The sequence below is a fragment of the Pseudoalteromonas sp. CO342X genome (genome assembly GCF_004208915.1).
Classification (GTDB): Bacteria; Pseudomonadota; Gammaproteobacteria; order Enterobacterales; family Alteromonadaceae; genus Pseudoalteromonas; species Pseudoalteromonas maricaloris.
On the sequence record NZ_SGPH01000017.1, the window covers coordinates 34,729 to 52,631 of the forward strand.

Below are 17,903 nucleotides of genomic sequence, written 5' to 3' on the forward strand. Positions count from 1 at the left end.
TCAAGGAATGCATTATGGCAATCGAAAATGAACGCTCTGTTCGCCCCGTAAACAACACACTACCGATAGCAATTATTGGCATGGGTTGTCGTTTCCCAGGTCACGCGAATAGTCCTGAATTGTTTTGGGAAAATATTAAACATGGTGTCGATTGCATCATAGAAACCCCAGAATCGAGATGGAATATCGATACTCATTATTCGTCTGTAAGGGCGAATAAAGGCAAATTGAGCTCAAAATGGGGTGGCTATATCGATGGTATCGATAAGTTTGATCCAGCATTTTTTGGGATCACGCCTCGTGAAGCCGAGTTTATGGACCCTCAACAACGTAAATTGCTGGAGGTAACTTGGGAAGCCTTGGAAGATGGTGGGCAAAAGCCATCTGAACTCGCAGGAGAGTCGGTCGGTGTTTTTATGGGTGGGTTTACGCTTGATTATAAAATCATGCAATTCACTAACCCTGATTTTGACAACATTGATGCCCACACTGCGACGGGTGTCATGATGACGATGCTTTCTAATCGCATCTCTCATACTTTTGATTTTAATGGCCCCAGCATGTCCATCGATACTGCTTGTAGCTCCTCTATTGTCGCATTAGATATGGCCTGTAAAAGTCTACAGACCGGGGCAAGTAATATAGCACTTGCAGGTGGTGTGCTATTACATTTGGCACCACAATATACAGTATCCGAGTCTAAAGGCGGTTTCTTATCTCCGACTGGTTTTTCTCATGCTTTTGACGACTCCGCAAACGGCTATGTCCGCGCTGAAGGCGCTGGCGTCGTTGTGCTCAAGCGCTTAGATGATGCAATTAAGGATGGCGACCCAATTCATGCGGTGATCTTAGCCACCGGTGTAAACCAAGACGGTAAAACACAAGGGATCACGGTGCCAAACGGCGATGCCCAATTGCGCTTGATGAAAGAAACCTATGCCAAAGCGAATATTGACCCCGGTAAAGTGCAATACATTGAAATGCACGGCACAGGCACACCAGTTGGCGACCCTATTGAAGCAAAGTCAGTTGGAACACTCCTTGGGATCAACCGTGATCAAGACGATAAATGCTACATTGGCTCGGTAAAAACCAATATTGGCCATACCGAGGCAGCCGCTGGTATGGCTGGTTTGTTCAAAGCGGTCAAAGCCATTCAAAACAAACAGATCCCACCGCATTTACACTTAAAATCAATTAATCCTAAGATTGATTACGCCAATGCGCCGTATGAGATCCCCACAAAACTTACACCTTGGCCTAAGCATGAAGGTTTAGCCGTTGCGGGGGTAAACTCCTTTGGTTTCGGTGGAACCAATTCCCACGCGGTTATTCAAGAATACGTTGCGCCAGAAGTGCCATCAATACCTCCAGCAAATGAGAATGGCTTAAAACTTTATCCACTGAGTGCAAGAGATCAACACGGGATCCATCGCTTTGCCAAAGCGCATAATGAATTTTTGCAAGATAGCGATGCATCACTCAGTGATATTATTTATACACTGGGTGAGCGCCGTGAACATCACCAATATCGTCATGCAATTTGTTTTAATAATGCAGAGGATCTGCAACAACAACTACAAACATTAAGTCATGATGCTGAATTTGCTGTGGCCAACACATTGCGCACACTGAAAAAAGATGAGCAAAAACTCGTCTGGGTCTTCACCGGTATGGGGCCACAATGGTGGGCAATGGGCCGTGAGCTGTACCAATCGGAGCCAACTTTTAAAACGATGATCGATGAGTGCGATAGCTATATGTCAGCGCTTACAGATTGGTCATTGGTTGATGAAATGCTTGCCGATGAATCAGCGTCAAACATGCAATATACTTGGCTTGCTCAAACGGCAAACTTTGCCGTGCAAGTTGCACTTGCAGCAATGTGGCGTCAACACGGCATTTCGCCTGATGTCATTGTTGGCCACAGTACCGGTGAAGCAGCAGCATTTTATGAAGCCGGGGTCTACTCATTAAAAGATGCTTGCACCATCGTAGTCCATCGTAGCCGTTTACAACATCAATGCCGCAACACAGGTAAAATGATGGCGGTAGGACTCTCTGACAGTGATGTCACGCCTTATCTCAACGACCAAGTTGAAATCGCAGCGGTAAATAGTCCAAACTCTGTCACCCTAGCTGGTGAAGAAAACGCGTTACACAGTATTGAAACACAACTGAGCGAAGCTGGTGTGTTTTGCAAGTTTCTCCGCGTTGAAGTGCCCTATCACAGCCAGTTTATGGAACCGATAAAGGCCGAATTGCTCGAGTGTTTAGCTGGTATTCAAGCTAACACCGCACATACTCCATTGTATTCAACGGTAACAGGAACACTTGCTGAGGGGCCTGAACTTGATGCTAACTATTGGTGGCTCAACGTCCGTCAAGCCGTGCGCTTTGTTGATGCCACCCGCGCAATATTACAACAAGGTTATCAAGCATTTTTGGAACTGGGTCCACACCCTGTGCTTGGCGCATCGATTGCGGAAACCGCAGAAGAACAAAGTTGCTCAAGTGTTGTCGTCTCGAGTATGCGCCGTAAATCCGACGAACAACACACCTATTACCAAGCTGTAGCTCAACTGTTTGGTTTAGGCTTTGAATTGAATTGGTCAGCCATAAATGGTCGAGGTAAGTTCACTACGTTGCCAACTTACCCGTTCTTGCAAGAACGCTTTTGGACCGAGCCTGAGTACTTTAATCAAGTGCGTTTAGGGCAAAGTAACCATGCATTCTTGGGCCGTAAACGCAGTGAAGCTGAGCATGTTTGGAACGCTGTTACCGACACTAATCGCGATAGTTTTTTAAGCTGTCACCAAATCCAAGGCAATACCCTCTTCCCAGCTGCTGGCTTTATCGAAATGGCGTATGCTGCAGCCAAAGAGACTTGGGGCAATGGCAGCTATGCACTCGACCGGTTTGTCATCGATAAAGCGTTATTTTTGAATAATGAACATGCACCCAATGTGCAATTCATTTTGCACCATGATGAACCGAATTTTAAAGTGGTAAGCCTTGAAGATGGCAAAACGACCCGCCATGTTCAAGGGACAATCCGCCGAGTACAAAGCGCCAATCTTGCTGAGCCTATTGATCTCAATGCTATTCGTAGTGCCGCTACTAGCGCGCAGCAGCACGATGAGTTTTATGCACACCTAAAAGAGTTTGGTTACGAATATGGTCCATGTTTTAGAGCTATTGAGCAGATCTGGGCAACAGACAACGGCGTGCTTGCCAAGATCTCTTGGCCTACTCAACTTGAGCGAACAGCACAATTTACCCTACACCCAAGTCTATTAGATGCGTGCTTCCAGACGTTAGTATTTACGGAACTTGCATGTGCTAATGCTCAGCAATTTTCTATCCGCTTACCTGTGATGCTTGAGCAGATCTTGCTTTGCGAGCAGAACAATACTGATTTTTGGTGTTATACCCAAATCACTCATCGTGACGACGAAAAAACGGTCGGTGATTTATACCTCTGTGATGAGTCTGGTCAAGTCTTTGGTGTTATCAAAAACTTTATTGCACAAAGCGTTGACTCAGCTGCAAGTGGGATCACCACCAGAACCATAGATAGCTGGCTTTACCAAGTCAATTGGCTTGCAGAGCCTGAGCAGGAAATACAAAAAACTGACACATCAGGACGTTGGGTGCTTCTCGCAGATCAATCAGGAACAGCTGAACAGGTAGCCGACCGTTTAGCTCAGCTTGGCCACTCTAGCTGTATCGTTAAATCTGGAGAATATTTTGATATCGACAGAGACCATTGTCATGCATGGCTGGTTCCCGATTCACGGGATCACCTGTCACAACTTATCGAGACTTTGGGCAAACAAGAAATTCGTGGCGTTGTACATTGCTTTAGTCTAGATAACAGCGCGATAGAATTGCTAACCCTTGCTCAGCTGCAAAGAGAAAAACGTCAGTCGCTGCATTCATTGTTGAACCTGTCCAAAACCGTAATTGAACAAGACTGTAAATTCCCGCTTTACGTGGTAACACGCAACGCTAGCCTCGTTAATAGCGAGCAACTTACCGCGGTGATGTCCGCTTCGTTAACTGGATTTAGCCGAGTGCTCGCACAGCAAGAACTGGTTGATAATTGGGGTGGCCTCATCGATATTGATGGTCAAAATGATGCCGAACATATCACAGCCAGATTATTAAGTGACCGCCAAGAAGGGGAAGTTGCCTTTAGGGAAAATCAGGCTTATATTGCTCGTTTAGAGCTGGCAACGTCACTCCAACCCGCCTTCCCAACTCGCGTGCAAAGCCATAAAGCACAGTTGATCACGGGGGCATTTGGTTCAATCGGACAGTTAGTTTGTCAGCTACTCGTTGATAGAGGTGCACGAAACCTCATTTTGCTTGGTAGGAGTCAATTACCTGAGCGTAAGAGTTGGTCAGAACTTACCTTAAGCGACCGTAACTATGATCGCGTTCGGTTTATTCAACACCTTGAGAGTCAGGGCGTTAATGTCTCGTTATGGCAGACAGACTTAACTCGAGAGCGTGAACTTAACGCGGCCCTTGAGTCTTATCATCTAAGTGCACAAGCACCGATCAACGGATTATTTTTCTGTGCTGGTATCGTCAATGACACCTTACTTGGCAATATGGATACCAGAGCATTTGACGGTGTGTTTGACACCAAAGCGATTGGTGCGTTGATGCTTCACAAAGCACTCAGTAAAGTTGACCTTGAACATTTTGTACTCTTCTCCTCTGTCGCGGCTCAAGTCACTACCGCAGGGCAAACAAACTATGCTTCTGGCAATGCTTTCTTAGATGCCCTCGCCCACTACCGTCGCAATCAAGGTCTTCCGGCGCTAAGCATCAACTGGGGCCCTTGGGCTATTGGTATGATTGAAGAGCTTGGTCTTGCCGAACATTACAAGAACCAAAGGGGTATGAACTGCATTTCACCAAGTGCGGGGATGGCCGTGCTTGAACGTATTCTAGACCAAGAGCAACCTCAACTCTTAGTGTGTGACGCCGATTGGTCCAAAGTAACCAATTGGTATGCAGGAAAGCCGAGTTTATTTAGTCACTTGGCTACCCAAGAAAACGATAAGCAAAGCCACCAAGAGCAAGAATTTGCTCCTTTATACCAGCAAACAGACAGCGCGCTTCGATTACCGCTTGTTGCCGATCATCTCGCCAATGCTGTCAGCCATGTATTACGCTGTAAACGAGAGCAAGTGGAATTAGATCTATCACTCGGTAATCTCGGTATTGACTCTATTATGGCGACAGAGCTGAGAAATAAGATCACCACCCATTTTGGCGAAAACCTAACGATTGTGCGTCTTCTAAGTGGTGCATCTATCAACGAATTAAGTATAGAGCTTAATGACAAACTCGTTGAGTCGCTTGGCTTTGAAGTCATAACCACAGAAACATCACAGGTTCAGCCAGTTTCCGAAACCAAGGTTAACTCTATTATCTTATCTGATGCCAATGTGGAAGCTGAGTTCCCACTTTCCTATGGACAAAAAGCGATTTGGTTTATCAATCAACTCAACCCAACTAGCGCTTCCTACAATATCGGCGGCGCGATGCACATTCCTAGTACTCTGAATATTGACGCGCTGAAAAAAGCCCTTAGTGCTGTAGTAGCTCGCCACCCAATGTTAAGAACAAACTTCTTCTTTAGAGATGGCGAACCCTATCAAAGAGTCTGGACTCATCGCGAGGATGCACTGCAAGTCATTGATGTACATGGCAAGTCTTGGGAAGATATTCAACCAATGATGATTGCAGACAATGAACAGCCTTTCGACCTTGAACACGATCCGCTGTTTAGACTGTATTTATACAAGCAAAATGATCAAAGCTACTACTTTGCAGTGACGATTTATCACATCATCTCAGATGCATGGTCAAATTACATGTTTATCGATGAAATGCAGTCACTGTATGCGTATTTTGCAAAAAGTGAACCATTAACACTCAGCGAGATAACGTCAAGCTATGAAAAATTTGTCGATTGGGAAACACGCTTTGTTCACTCTCCACGCGGCGCGGCAAACTATAAGTTTTGGCAGAATCACTTACCTGCTGAGATCCCCGTATTAGACCTTGCAACCGACAAACCTAGGCCTGCGGTACTCACCAACGTTGGTGATTCATATCATTTTGAGTTGGATAAAGCCCTTACGTCCTCGTTAAATGCCCTTGCAAAGGCACAAGGTTCCACCATGTTTATGGCGCTGCTTAGCATCTATTATGCAGTCATGCATAAATATACTCAGCAAGATGAAATCATTATAGGCAGCCCCGTGGCCGGTCGTACAAATCCCGAGTTTTCAAATGTCTATGGTTACTTTGTGAATCCCCTACCGCTATGCGCAAGATTTGCTCCTGAAACGCACTTTGCTTCGCTTTTAGCGCAGGTGAAAGACATTACCCTCAACGCACTAGATCACCAAGAATATCCGTTTGCGCTGTTAGTGGATAAGCTTGGTATTGAACATGATGCCAGCCGCTCTACGGTATTTCAGGTCATGTTTGTGATGCTCAATCACCGCGTTGAGCAATCACATATGGATGAAAATAATGTCGCGTACTATAAGGGCTTTCCTATGCAATTCATGGAACTGCCTGAAGAAGAAGGTCAATTTGACATTACGCTTTCGACCTATGAAGAAAATGGCGTGTTCAAAGGCACATTAAAATATAATACCGATCTATTCGAAACCGAAACGATAGCGCAGCTGGCTCGGGACTATATCGCACTGACACGAATGGTCATTGATAGTCCAAATAGGCCTCTTTCGGAGCTTGCCTTAACAAGTCCAGACGCAATAGATGCCTTGGCGACATTTGCTGAAAGTCAACAAAAAGCACCTGCATTACCGACTTTGGTCAGCCAAATAGAAAGTGCGGCGCAACATAGTCCTGAGCTTCCTGCCCTCAGCATTGCCTGTGGAACAAATGCCGGAGAATTGGCTGCTACTTTGAGCTATTGCGAACTGAACGGTCAGGCAAATCAGTTGGCGCGACTAATTAATTCGCAGCTAGATAACCAACCTAGTCAAACGATTGCCTTACATTTTGAAAAATCTATCGCATTAGTTGTTGCTTGTATCGCTACGTTAAAAGCAGGTCATCATTTTGTGGTAATTGACCCGCAGCAACCCAATGAACGCAAGCAACTGTTGCTTGAGCAAAGTCGCTGCGCGTTACTACTTTGCGAAGAAGCGCTAACATCAGATCACCCGACACTACTTTGGGAAAGCTTCCAAAGCCAACGAGATGAAATCAGCGAGCACAATTTGGCGTTAAATCATCAGCCAAATGACATCGCGTATATTGTCTTTACTTCTGGCTCTACGGGTACGCCAAAAGCTGTCCAGGTCAGCCATCAAAACTGGGCTACGATCGCTGTGGACTGGTTAGCCCAATTTGATTTAGCACCCACCTCTCATCATTTACAATTGGCCAGCCCAACCTTTGATGTGTTTTGTGGCGATCTCGCGCGCGCATTTTACAATGCGAAGCACTTAGTGTTGTGTCCTAAAAATATGATGCTGAACATGCCGGTGTTGTATGACCTCATTGAGACACAGCAGATTGATACGGTTGAGTTTGTGCCCTCTGTGGTTCGTAATCTCATCTTATTCGCAAAGCAAAGTCAGGTTGGATTTACCAGCTTACGTAGAGTGATTGTTGGCTCTGAGCAATGGCAAATCGCTGAATACCGCGCACTCAAAGGATTGCTACAAGAAGATGCTCGACTATTTAGCTCCTACGGCACATCTGAAGCAACCATAGACAGTAGCTTCTTTGAGGAATCAGAGCAGTACTTAGAAACCAGTGCAACGGTGCCTATCGGCAAGCCTTTCAATGCAACGCAACTTATCTTGCTCGATAAGCAAAACCAGTTAGTATCGAGTAACGCAGTCGGCGAAATTGCAATTGCGGGGCAAGGCGTAAGTCTTGGCTATCTCAATAATCCAGAGAAAAATGCCAGCCAATTTATCCAACTTCCCGTGTCAGAAAATTGCACCCTACGGGTATATAAAACGGGTGATTTAGGTAAGTGGGACAAACACGGCAACCTACATATTCTGCAACGCATCGACAATCAAGTAAAAATACGAGGTCACCGCGTTGAGCTTGGAGAAATTGAGTCTAGCATCAACCAGATCCCAGGAATTAAGCGAAGCTATGTAAAAGGGATAGAAGTACATGGGCAAACCCAATTAATTGCCTACTTTGAGTCGGAGCTTGCGGTCGGTACTGAGTTTGTCCTCGAGCAGTTAGAGAACCAGTTACCAAGCTATATGGTACCTAGTAAGCTGGTTGCTATTGATCAATTTCCATTACTGAGTAACGGTAAAATCGATGCAGCGGCATTACCACAGGTTGAACTCGCCGAGTTGGTAAGAGCATTCGTAGCGCCTGCCACCCTATTTGAACAGCAGCTCGCTGAGATTTGGTCCAATATGCTAGGGCAAAAATCCATTAGTCTTCATGATGACTTTTTTGCCCTTGGCGGTAACTCTTTATATTTGATTGAGCTAATGGTCAGGATCCAATCAGCCTTCAGCATTAAAATGGAAGTTAATCAGCTATTTAGATTTACAACCTTACATGGCATGGCAAGTGCAATTGAAGATGTAGTAACAGGAAAAGAAACGGGCGCGTCCCCTTACCTTATCTTCAATGCAGGCCAATCTACTCGTTTATTTGCGCTACCACCAGCGGGTGGTTACAGCATCGTTTACAAGGCATTTGCCGACGCATTGCCTAACACTGAAGTGATCTCTTTTAACTACCTCGAAAGTGACACTAAGGTTAGCGACTATGCCGACCAAATTATGCAAATTCAACCTCATGGTCCCTATACCCTATTTGGATACTCCCTTGGCGGTAATTTAGCCTTTGAGATTGCTAAGGAGCTGGAAGACCGAGGTCAACGTGTCGGGGATGTGGTGATCTTAGACTCATTCAGGATCACTGAAACAATCAAAATGCGGGAGCAAGACTTCGCGCACTTTGAGCAAGAGTTAAAAGCACATTTCGCCCGCCATACTGGCTCAAACACGGTACACCAGCATACACTGGCACAAGCGAGAGACTATATCAATTGGTGTTATGAAGTGAAAAACCTAGGTCAGGTTCACGCAAAACTGCACTTTATCGTCGAACAAAATGCACATGCAGAAGCTGCTCGTCTAACCAGTTGGGATGCTGCATCAGACGTCGAAGTCATTACCTATCAAGGTGTTGGTAAGCACGAGGAAATGTTGATGCCAGATATGATGCAGGCAGGCAACGGCGCAATTATGCATAGTATTCTGCAGGATACCCAAAGCCAAGCGGTAATAGCAACAAACGTGGAGTAACAGCTTGCCCCAAAGCCTTCGCTTTGGGGCTTTCTAACGACTTTAAGGACAGAATTATGACCACACAAAGACAATCTATGATCATCATAGGTGCCGGCATGGGTGGACTCTCAACCGGTAGCTATGCACAAATGAACGGCTACAAGAGCGTGATCTTAGAACTGCACGATATTCCCGGCGGCTGCTGCACATCGTGGGAACGCAGAGATTATATTTTTGATTGGTGTATTAGCTGGCTACTGGGTAGTGGCACAGGCAACGGCATGAATCAAATCTGGCAAGAGTTAGGTGCGCTGGATGATAAAGAAATTAGAGACTTTGAAATCTTCAATTCAGTTATTGATGAGGAATTAGGAGAAGTACATTTCTACGCAGATCCAGATAAACTCGAAGCCCACCTCTTAAGTATTTCTCCCGCAGACAAAAAGCTCATCACACAATTTTGCGATGGCATTCGTGAATTCGTCAAAATGATAGACGCTTATCCCTTTCTGGTGCCAGTTGGCATTATGTCACGCTGGCAAAAGCTAAAGATGATGTGGCCGTTCATCAAAAAATTTAATTTAATCCGCAAATCCATGGCGACATTGATGTCGGACTTTGCCGCTAAGTTTTCACATCCGCTGCTGCAAAAGGCATTTAACGTTATCTTTTATGAGCAACATCCCAGTTTCCCGCTATTACCTTTCTATTTTAATTTGGCCTGCGCGGCGAAAAAAAATGCAGGTGTGCCCGAAGGTGGCTCGTTAGGTCTCGCACAATCGATGGAAGCAAGATATAAAAAGTTGGGGGGTGACATCATATACAACACCCGAGTACACAAGATCTTGGTCGAAGACAACAAAGCCATCGGTGTTGAACTCAGCGACGGCCAAAAAATGTATGCTGATATCGTGATCTCAGCATGTGACGGTACGGATGTGGTAAAAAACATGCTTGATGGCCAGTATTCCAGCCCTGTGTTAGACAAGCTATACGACGAGTTAAGGGAGACCGATGGTCAAATGTTCCCAGGATACGTCTCTGTATTTTTGGGGGTAAACAAAGACTATACCCATCATCCCCATTGCCGCACCCACTTGTTAGACCAACAAGATCTTGTCCACTGCCCTGGTATGACGCACCCGGGGATCAATGTGCAGGTGCGCAATGTACACTACCCGCATATCGCCCCAGAGGGCAAATCCGTGCTTTATATCACTTACTTCTCAACTTATGAGCCATGGGCTGAATTAAATAATTTCCAAGAAACAACGGCGACTAAACGCCATCACACTAGGGTCAAGCGTAGCGTTCAATATCGCCTCGCTAAAAAGACCTTAGGTGAATTTATAATCGATAAGCTCTCCACTCATTTTGAGGGACTAAAAGAGCATATCGAATATATCGACATCGCAACCCCTTTGACCCAAGTTCGCTATACCCGCAACAGCAAAGGAACGGTGTTGGCGTGGCAGCCTTTTTTGGAAAGTGGTGAAAGTCTAGAAGACGAAATAAATGCCAACGGGACAACGGGACTACCCGGCCTTAGTAACTTTTATATGGCTGGTCACTGGGTGACAACCGGCGGGTTGATCCGCGCTGCAGCTACAGGCAGACATGTTCTGCACTTTGTATGCCGTGATGATGACAAGCCGTTTCAGGCTTGGATCGGTGAAAACCCACTACACCAACCTCAATCTTATAGCGAACAAAAGCAGCATGTTGCTTAACCAAGAGAATTAAAAGGAAATATTATGAGTACTCGTATTGGCCTATTTTATGGCAGCACAACAGGTAACACTGAAGCCGCAGCAGAATTAATAAAAGCACACCTAAACCAGTTTACCATCGATCTCTTTGATATAGCAGACACCGAATTAACCTTAACCGAGAACTATGAATTTTTGATTTTTGGTATTTCAACGTGGGAATACGGTGGTTTACAGGATGATTGGGAATCACGTTGGGAAAGCCTAGCACAACAGGATTTCAGCGGAAAAATCGTGGCTATCTTCGGTCAGGGCGATCAAGTTGGTTATGACGAGTGGTTTCAAGACGGTATCGGTATCTTACACGATAAACTAACCGAACAAGGCGCCACAGCAATTGGTTACTGGCCAAATTCAGGTTATCACTTCACCAAGTCTAAAGGGCTAAATGAAGACGGCAGTGAGTTTCTCGGCTTGTCGCTTGATGATGATAACCAACCAGAACTCACCGAGCAGCGCATCAACGACTGGTGCCAAGAGATTGCAGCCGTGCTTCAAGAACTTACCTGCGAAACAGCTTAAGGCCATCAAGATAACTATTCGGCGATGCTTAGTTGTATTACATGCACGCCGAATATGACAAGGAATAACAATGTCAAAAAATACAAAATCAGTCATTATTATCGGAGCTGGCATGTCAGGTCTAAGCACCGCAGCATACAGCCAGATGAATGGTTACGAAACGACAATATTTGAGCTACATGAAACTCCCGGAGGATGCTGTACTTCTTGGCAGCGAAAGGACTTTACTTTTGATTGGTGCTTGAGTTGGTTAAAAGGTACAGGTCACAAAGATGAGATGTCATTAATTTGGAATGAACTTGGTTGCCTCGATGACGTTTCAATCTACCATATTAAAACATTCAACACCGTAATTTTTCCAGATGGACAAAAAGTTACCTTCCACGCAGATCCCGATAAGCTCGAGTTAAGTTTAATCGAACAATTTCCTGAAGATACCAAGCATATTAAAGAGTTTTGCGGCTATATTAGAAAACTAGCTGGTTGTAGTCCCCACTTTCCATTTCTAAAAAATACTGGACTCATGACATGGTGGGAAAAAGCTAAAATGATGTGGAAGTTGCTTCCCTACATGAAAACATTGATGAACACAATGTCTATCAGTATAGAAGACTACTCAAAACGCTTTAATAATCCTATTTTAGCTGAATCTCTTAACTGGATAATTTATGACAGACTTGGGAACTTTCCAGTTATGCCCTTCGCTTTTAATATTGCTAATGCCGCTGATAAAACGATAGGAGTTCCGGATGTCGGCTCATTAGGATTGGCTAAAAAGTTGGCTAGCAGAGTGGAAAAACTAGGTGGAAAAATCCACTATAAAGCGAAAGTCGACCAAATTTTGGTTGAAAACAATAAAGCTATTGGGGTACGACTAAGCAACGGACAAGAACACTTTGCAGATTACGTGATCAGCGCAAGCGATAGTTACAACACAACACAACACTTATTAAAGAGTGCTTACCCTCACCCTGTAATGGATAAAATGTATAGCCAATTGCATAACGATCCAAAGGGCATCATTTTTCCTAGCTTAGTTGCCGTATTTATTGCCGTTAATAAGGATTACACTGATCATGATCCTTATTCAACCTATCTAATAGACGATAAACTGAAATCAGAGTTGATAGGTATTAGCCACGGCGGAATAGCTGTACAAGTTAGAAGCACTCTATTACCAAAGCAGGCTCCTGAAGGTAAGTCAGTGCTCTACATTACTTACCTTACTGACAGTCAACCATGGCAAAATTTAAACGCAAACAGTGTTCAATCCGAACATATCAGTATTGGACGAAATAGTCACACCCGTCGAAGACGCTCTGTAGAATATAAAGTCGCCAAGAAAGACGTTGGCTCCAAGATACTACAATTTCTTTCTCAGCACTTTGAGGAATTAGAGAACAACGTTGAGTTTATAGATGTTGTCACACCGCTTACTTGTGAACGATATACCAAAAACTACAATGGCACAGTATTAGGTTGGGACCCATTCTCTCCTTACTCTGAAGAGTTTGAAAAATACATCAACAGACATGGGCCCACTTTACCTCACTTAGATAATTTCTATTTTTCCGGTCACTGGGGAACATCAAATGGTGTAGCTCAGGCCGTGGCCAGCGGCAGACATATAGCCCAATATCTTTGTCTACAAGATAGCAAAAGGTTTCGAGTCACGCCCTTGTTAAGCCATGCCAACACTGCAACGCAACCAAAAGAGAATGAGCAATATGCATAACTTAGCGACAAAAAATAGGGTCACTCAAGCTATGAGTATACTCTGCTACCCAATCATTTTCTTAATAGTTAGTGCAATTAGTTTACTTGCGATTACAGAAAAACTTGAACTTGGTATCACTACTTTTTTCACCGTTTTATTCGTTATTTTTTACTTCGTTGTGATGGAAAGAATAAATCCTTTTCGACATAGCTGGCATCCAAGCAAAAAGGAATGGCAAAGAGATGGACGTTATTTCATTTTAGTGATGATTTATGGCGCGATTGGCGCGGGCATCATTCGCACCATCTCCATTTATTTGGCACCTCAAGAAAATGCACTAACACTGTCACAAAATGTGTTACTAGCAATTCTCGTTAGTTCATTTACGGGATATTGGCTTCATAGATTGCAACACAAGTACCTATCTTTGTGGAGCTTTCATGGTATTCACCATACTCCGAACAAGGTCACAACAAGTAATAATGTTGTTGTACATCTATTTGAAGTAATTATAAGCGCAGTTACTATTCAACTTATCTTTCTACTCTTAGGCTTTTCTGCCGAAAGCGTATTTATTGCCGGTCAATTTACGGTATTGCAAGGGTACTTCATACACGCCAATATCAATGTCAAAATGGGATGGCTAAATCATCTTATTGCAACCCCCGAGTTGCACCGGTTTCACCACAGCACCAACTTACAAGAAGCTGGAAACTACGGCTCTGAACTAAGCATTTGGGATAAAGCCTTTAACAGTTTCCAGTACCACCCCGAGCGCTCACCTCAGGAAATTGGTGTTACTAAACCACATTTGTTCCCTGCCCCTTCAGCCATTGGACTTGGTATTTTGCACCCTTTTAAGTGGTTTATAAGTTCAAAAGGCAAACGTCCAAATTACAGCAATATTGCTAAACGCACGGCAAATAGGCCGAAAAAAGTGCCATCAACAACCCATGATATTGGATGATAGTGTGAAAGATTTAACTCAAGGCTCAATTCCAAAACATATCATATCTATGGCCTTGCCACTGGCTATCGGTATGCTTGTCCATACACTTTATATGTTTACCGACCTCTATTTTGTATCTCAGCTAGGTGATGCAGAAACGACGGCTCTCAGCTTAGTTGGCAATGTACTCTTTTTTATTTTTGCGATTAGCCAGATTTTAAACGTTGGAACCGCTACGTTAATTGCGAACTCCGTGGGCAAGAAAAACCAAGCTGAATCAAACTCAATCTTCAATCAAGCGATTTTATTGTCCTGCATATTAGGATTGGTGGTGCTATCTTTTGGGCTATTTGTGATCCAATTTTACCTTCAACATACCACTACAGACTTGGCAGTTCGAGAAGCGGCTATGATTTACACTAAGTGGTTTATTCCTTGTCTCGCAATGCAATTTTTATTTATTACTTTGGGAGCAGCGATGCGAGGTATAGGAATAGTTAAACCTATGATGTTTGCTCAGCTCGGATCTCTCTTTCTCAATATCTTGCTATCCCCTTTACTTATAACCGGTTGGGGTTTCATCCCTTCCATGGGGATCTCGGGGGCTGGACTTGCAAGTTCAATTTCCATGATATTAGCTATTGTCGTTACCCTTTTATATTTCAGAAAAGCAGATGGTTATCTAAGAATTGATCTAAAAGCATGGAAAATTGATCGTTCTACCATCAAAAAACTACTCGTTATAGGCGGACCCGTTGGGCTCGAGTTAACGCTAACCTTTTGCTACATTTCACTGACGTTTTGGGCAATCAAAGATCTCACAATGGATGTCCAAGCAGCACTCAGTATCGGTTCAAAGATAATTCAAGGACTTTCTCTACCCATGATGGCTGTTGTCTTTTCGCTTCCTGCAGTTGCAGGGCAAAACTTCGGTGCAAATAACTTAGCACGATTTAAATATGCTTTTTTTTGGGTAATGTGCTGTGTTTCAATCATTATGTTGCTCATGTCTGTTATCGCAATAAACTGCGGCTCCCTGCTTGCCACTCCTTTCTCAAATGATGCAAATGTCATCGATCAAACGCAGTACTTTTTGGAGATTGTTGCATTTAACTTCATCGCCACTGGTATCGTTTATAGTTGCTCGGGAATATTTCAGGCTACAGGTAATACTTTCCCCTCTCTTATAAGCAATGCTTCCAGACTATTCACTTTTGTTTTACCTGTTATCTGGCTCGTACTTACACAACGAGTTTCCGTAGAGTTACTATGGCATCTGTCTGTGATAACTGTGCTTATTCAAGCTGCTTTAAGCTTGTATTTAGCTAGAAATCATTTAGGGCTCATTGCTAGCAAAATAAGTGCTACCGATTACTCCGTGAAGGAGGTATCGTGATTACCAATAAAATAGAAGAGCGCATAAACCACCAGCTTTCTACTTCCAAATGGTTTTCCTTACTCAATAAGCCTAACACCATTCGCAAACAACTCATTTGCTTTCCTTTTGCTGGCGCAGATGCAGCTGTTTATCAAAACTGGGCAGGAAAACTGCCTGAAGATGTCGCTTTATATGCTCTCCAAGCACCCGGGAGAAAGGAGCGAAGTCATGAAGCTGCCATTGATAATATTCATACCTTGGTCGCAGCAATAGCATCTATTTTGAGCAAAGCAACGCCATTACCCAGCGTTTTTTACGGTCATAGCAATGGCGCTTATATTGCGTATGAGCTTGCCTTAGCACTTCAACATAGCAGCTGCAATATCGTTAAACACCTGTTTATTGCAGCAAGGAAGGCACCACAATATGCGATAAGAAAATCCCCCTACCATACTCTTGACGATAAGAAGTTCATTGCGGCGGTAAATTTAATGGGCGGTTTACCACCGGCTTTGCTCAATGATATCGAACTGCAACAACTGATGCTGCCAACGTTAAAAGCGGACTTTAAGCTGGGAGAGACCTATCAATACGACTCGGCTTGTAAACTCGACGTGCCTGCAACCGTGTTATATGGTACACGGGATAAAGCAGCTACGGGGACGGATATGCACCATTGGGAAAGTTGCTTTACACAAGGTATCACGCCTAAAGCGATACCTGGTCGGCACTTTTTTATGCAGGATTCCTCGGCTTTGGTGCTAAAAGAAATTAACGCGGTGTTAGAAACACTGAGCCCCTTATAGTTGGGGCTCTTTAGTTACTTCAATTTGCCTAATGGCTAATCCTTGAATTTCTATGACTTTAAACTTAAAGCCATCAACTTCTAACGACTCTCCTTCGGCAGGAAAATGCTTTAGCCTGTGGATCACAAAACCGGCTAAGGTTTCTATGGCTTCAATCGGTTCAAACTCGTACTCAATCACCGAAGCTTGAAAGTCCTTAATCGACATATCACCCTGTACTAGCCATCGGGTGTTATCCTTTTGCCGAAATTGGGCTTCTATTGCTTGGTCGTCTTTCAGTGCAATTAAATTCAAGATACTGGATAACGTTACCATCCCAACCACTGTTGAGAATTCATTGATCACCACCGCACAGTTGCTTTCATGACTTTTCAGCCCATCTAGCGCGTCAGAAAGACTTAGTGTATCTAGTAAAATGACCGGCTTATGAAATTCTTGTTGTTGACCATCCAATAACGGCTTTTTAGCCAAAATATTACTAAGCAGTTGTTTGGCTTCAGGTGCAGCTATCACTTTGTCGAGCGAGCCGTCACACAGCAAATATTGTTGAAAACTGTGCGCTTGAATTAACGTGCTCAGGTTTTCTTCTGATTCTTGAATGTCTAACCACACGATTGCATCGCGATTGATCATCGCTTGGGTAATATTAGTCTGGTTAAGGTCGAGCACATTGCCAATGATATTGTACTCATGCTCGCACAGCTCACCCTGCTCAGCACTTTGATCAACCACCGCATAAATATCATCACGGGTTACCTGTTCGTCACGTTCATTTGGTAAATTGAATAGCTTTATTATCCAATCAGCGAACACGTTAAATAGCCAGATAATAGGCTTAAAAATCCATACACTGGCGAGCATTAGATGGATAAATCGCATCGCGATAGTTTCAGGGATAACCATGGCTATTCGTTTTGGCAATAGATCAGCAAACAATACAAATAACGATGTGATCAGTAAAAACGACACCACAGTGGATATTTGCAATAACATCGAGGCATGTGCCGCAACATCGGCAAACATAAAACTTGCAACCCAGTTTAGTAGTTGCAATACATAAGGGGTAAACACCGACTCGCCTATCATACCCGCAACAATTGCCAAGGCATTGAGTACCACCTGTACCGCAGCAAAAAACTGATGCGCATTGGCCTGCAAATACAATACTTTCTTGGCTCTAACATCACCAAGGTCAAATAAGGTTTGTAATTTAACTTTGCGTGCCGCTGCCAATGATATTTCACACAGCGCGAAAACTGCACTCAAGCTAATGAGTAACAACACCCAAAAAAAGTCCACAGATACACCTAAAAAAGAAAGCGAGAATTCGACGCGATGTATACGCCTATTTTATGACTTTAGCAATGTAATTCGCGTCAAATAATTAAATTTTTGTTGCCAATCTCGTACCGATTATCGTACTG

8 protein-coding genes are annotated in these 17,903 nt (G+C 43.9%); 7 read left to right on the plus strand and 1 reads right to left on the minus strand.

Annotated elements, in window-relative coordinates; translation table 11 throughout:
• Positions 1–14: 14 nt before the first annotated feature.
• The 7 genes from EXT47_RS09235 (at position 15) to EXT47_RS09265 (ending at position 16,479) form a co-directional block, all read left to right on the plus strand.
• Complete coding sequence (locus EXT47_RS09235) at positions 15–9,356, plus strand: hybrid non-ribosomal peptide synthetase/type I polyketide synthase (protein ID WP_130126442.1); 9,342 nt, start codon at positions 15–17, stop codon at positions 9,354–9,356.
• Between the two features lie 56 nt (positions 9,357–9,412).
• A complete protein-coding gene (locus EXT47_RS09240) occupies positions 9,413–11,068 on the plus strand; it encodes an NAD(P)/FAD-dependent oxidoreductase (RefSeq protein WP_130126444.1) in 1,656 nt (551 codons plus the stop codon).
• A gap of 24 nt (positions 11,069–11,092) precedes the next feature.
• Positions 11,093–11,629, plus strand: coding sequence for a flavodoxin FldB (fldB, locus tag EXT47_RS09245; protein ID WP_130126446.1), 537 nt, complete (start codon positions 11,093–11,095; stop codon positions 11,627–11,629).
• A gap of 70 nt (positions 11,630–11,699) precedes the next feature.
• Positions 11,700–13,364: an NAD(P)/FAD-dependent oxidoreductase gene (locus tag EXT47_RS09250; RefSeq protein ID WP_130126448.1), complete on the plus strand. Its 1,665-nt coding sequence runs from the start codon at positions 11,700–11,702 to the stop codon at positions 13,362–13,364.
• 31 nt (positions 13,365–13,395) lie between these two features.
• Positions 13,396–14,313 (plus strand): sterol desaturase family protein, encoded by a 918-nt coding sequence (locus EXT47_RS09255; RefSeq protein WP_223193617.1) that lies wholly within the window; start codon positions 13,396–13,398, stop codon positions 14,311–14,313.
• A 4-nt stretch (positions 14,314–14,317) separates the two neighbouring features.
• Positions 14,318–15,691 carry an MATE family efflux transporter gene (locus EXT47_RS09260; protein WP_240701603.1) on the plus strand — a complete coding sequence of 458 codons (1,374 nt, stop codon included), beginning with the start codon at positions 14,318–14,320 and terminating at the stop codon, positions 15,689–15,691.
• Complete coding sequence (locus EXT47_RS09265; RefSeq protein WP_039497727.1) at positions 15,688–16,479, plus strand: thioesterase II family protein; 792 nt, start codon at positions 15,688–15,690, stop codon at positions 16,477–16,479. Before EXT47_RS09260 ends, EXT47_RS09265 begins: the two co-directional genes overlap by 4 nt.
• On the opposite strand, the gene EXT47_RS09270 is transcribed toward EXT47_RS09265, so the two are convergent.
• Complete coding sequence (locus EXT47_RS09270) at positions 16,474–17,778, minus strand: hemolysin family protein (RefSeq protein ID WP_010372478.1); 1,305 nt, start codon at positions 17,776–17,778, stop codon at positions 16,474–16,476. The genes EXT47_RS09265 and EXT47_RS09270 overlap by 6 nt on opposite strands.
• Positions 17,779–17,903: the final 125 nt, after the last annotated feature.

What these genes read in the sequence shown, in the direction of transcription:
- EXT47_RS09250 (WP_130126448.1), top strand. Translation starts at nt 11,700, where the DNA reads ATGTCAAAAAATACAAAATCAGTCATTATTATCGGAGCTGGCATGTCA.
- EXT47_RS09240 (WP_130126444.1), top strand. Translation starts at nt 9,413, where the DNA reads ATGACCACACAAAGACAATCTATGATCATCATAGGTGCCGGCATGGGT.
- EXT47_RS09235 (WP_130126442.1), top strand. Translation starts at nt 15, where the DNA reads ATGGCAATCGAAAATGAACGCTCTGTTCGCCCCGTAAACAACACACTA.
- fldB (WP_130126446.1), top strand. Translation starts at nt 11,093, where the DNA reads ATGAGTACTCGTATTGGCCTATTTTATGGCAGCACAACAGGTAACACT.
- EXT47_RS09255 (WP_223193617.1), top strand. Translation starts at nt 13,396, where the DNA reads ATGAGTATACTCTGCTACCCAATCATTTTCTTAATAGTTAGTGCAATT.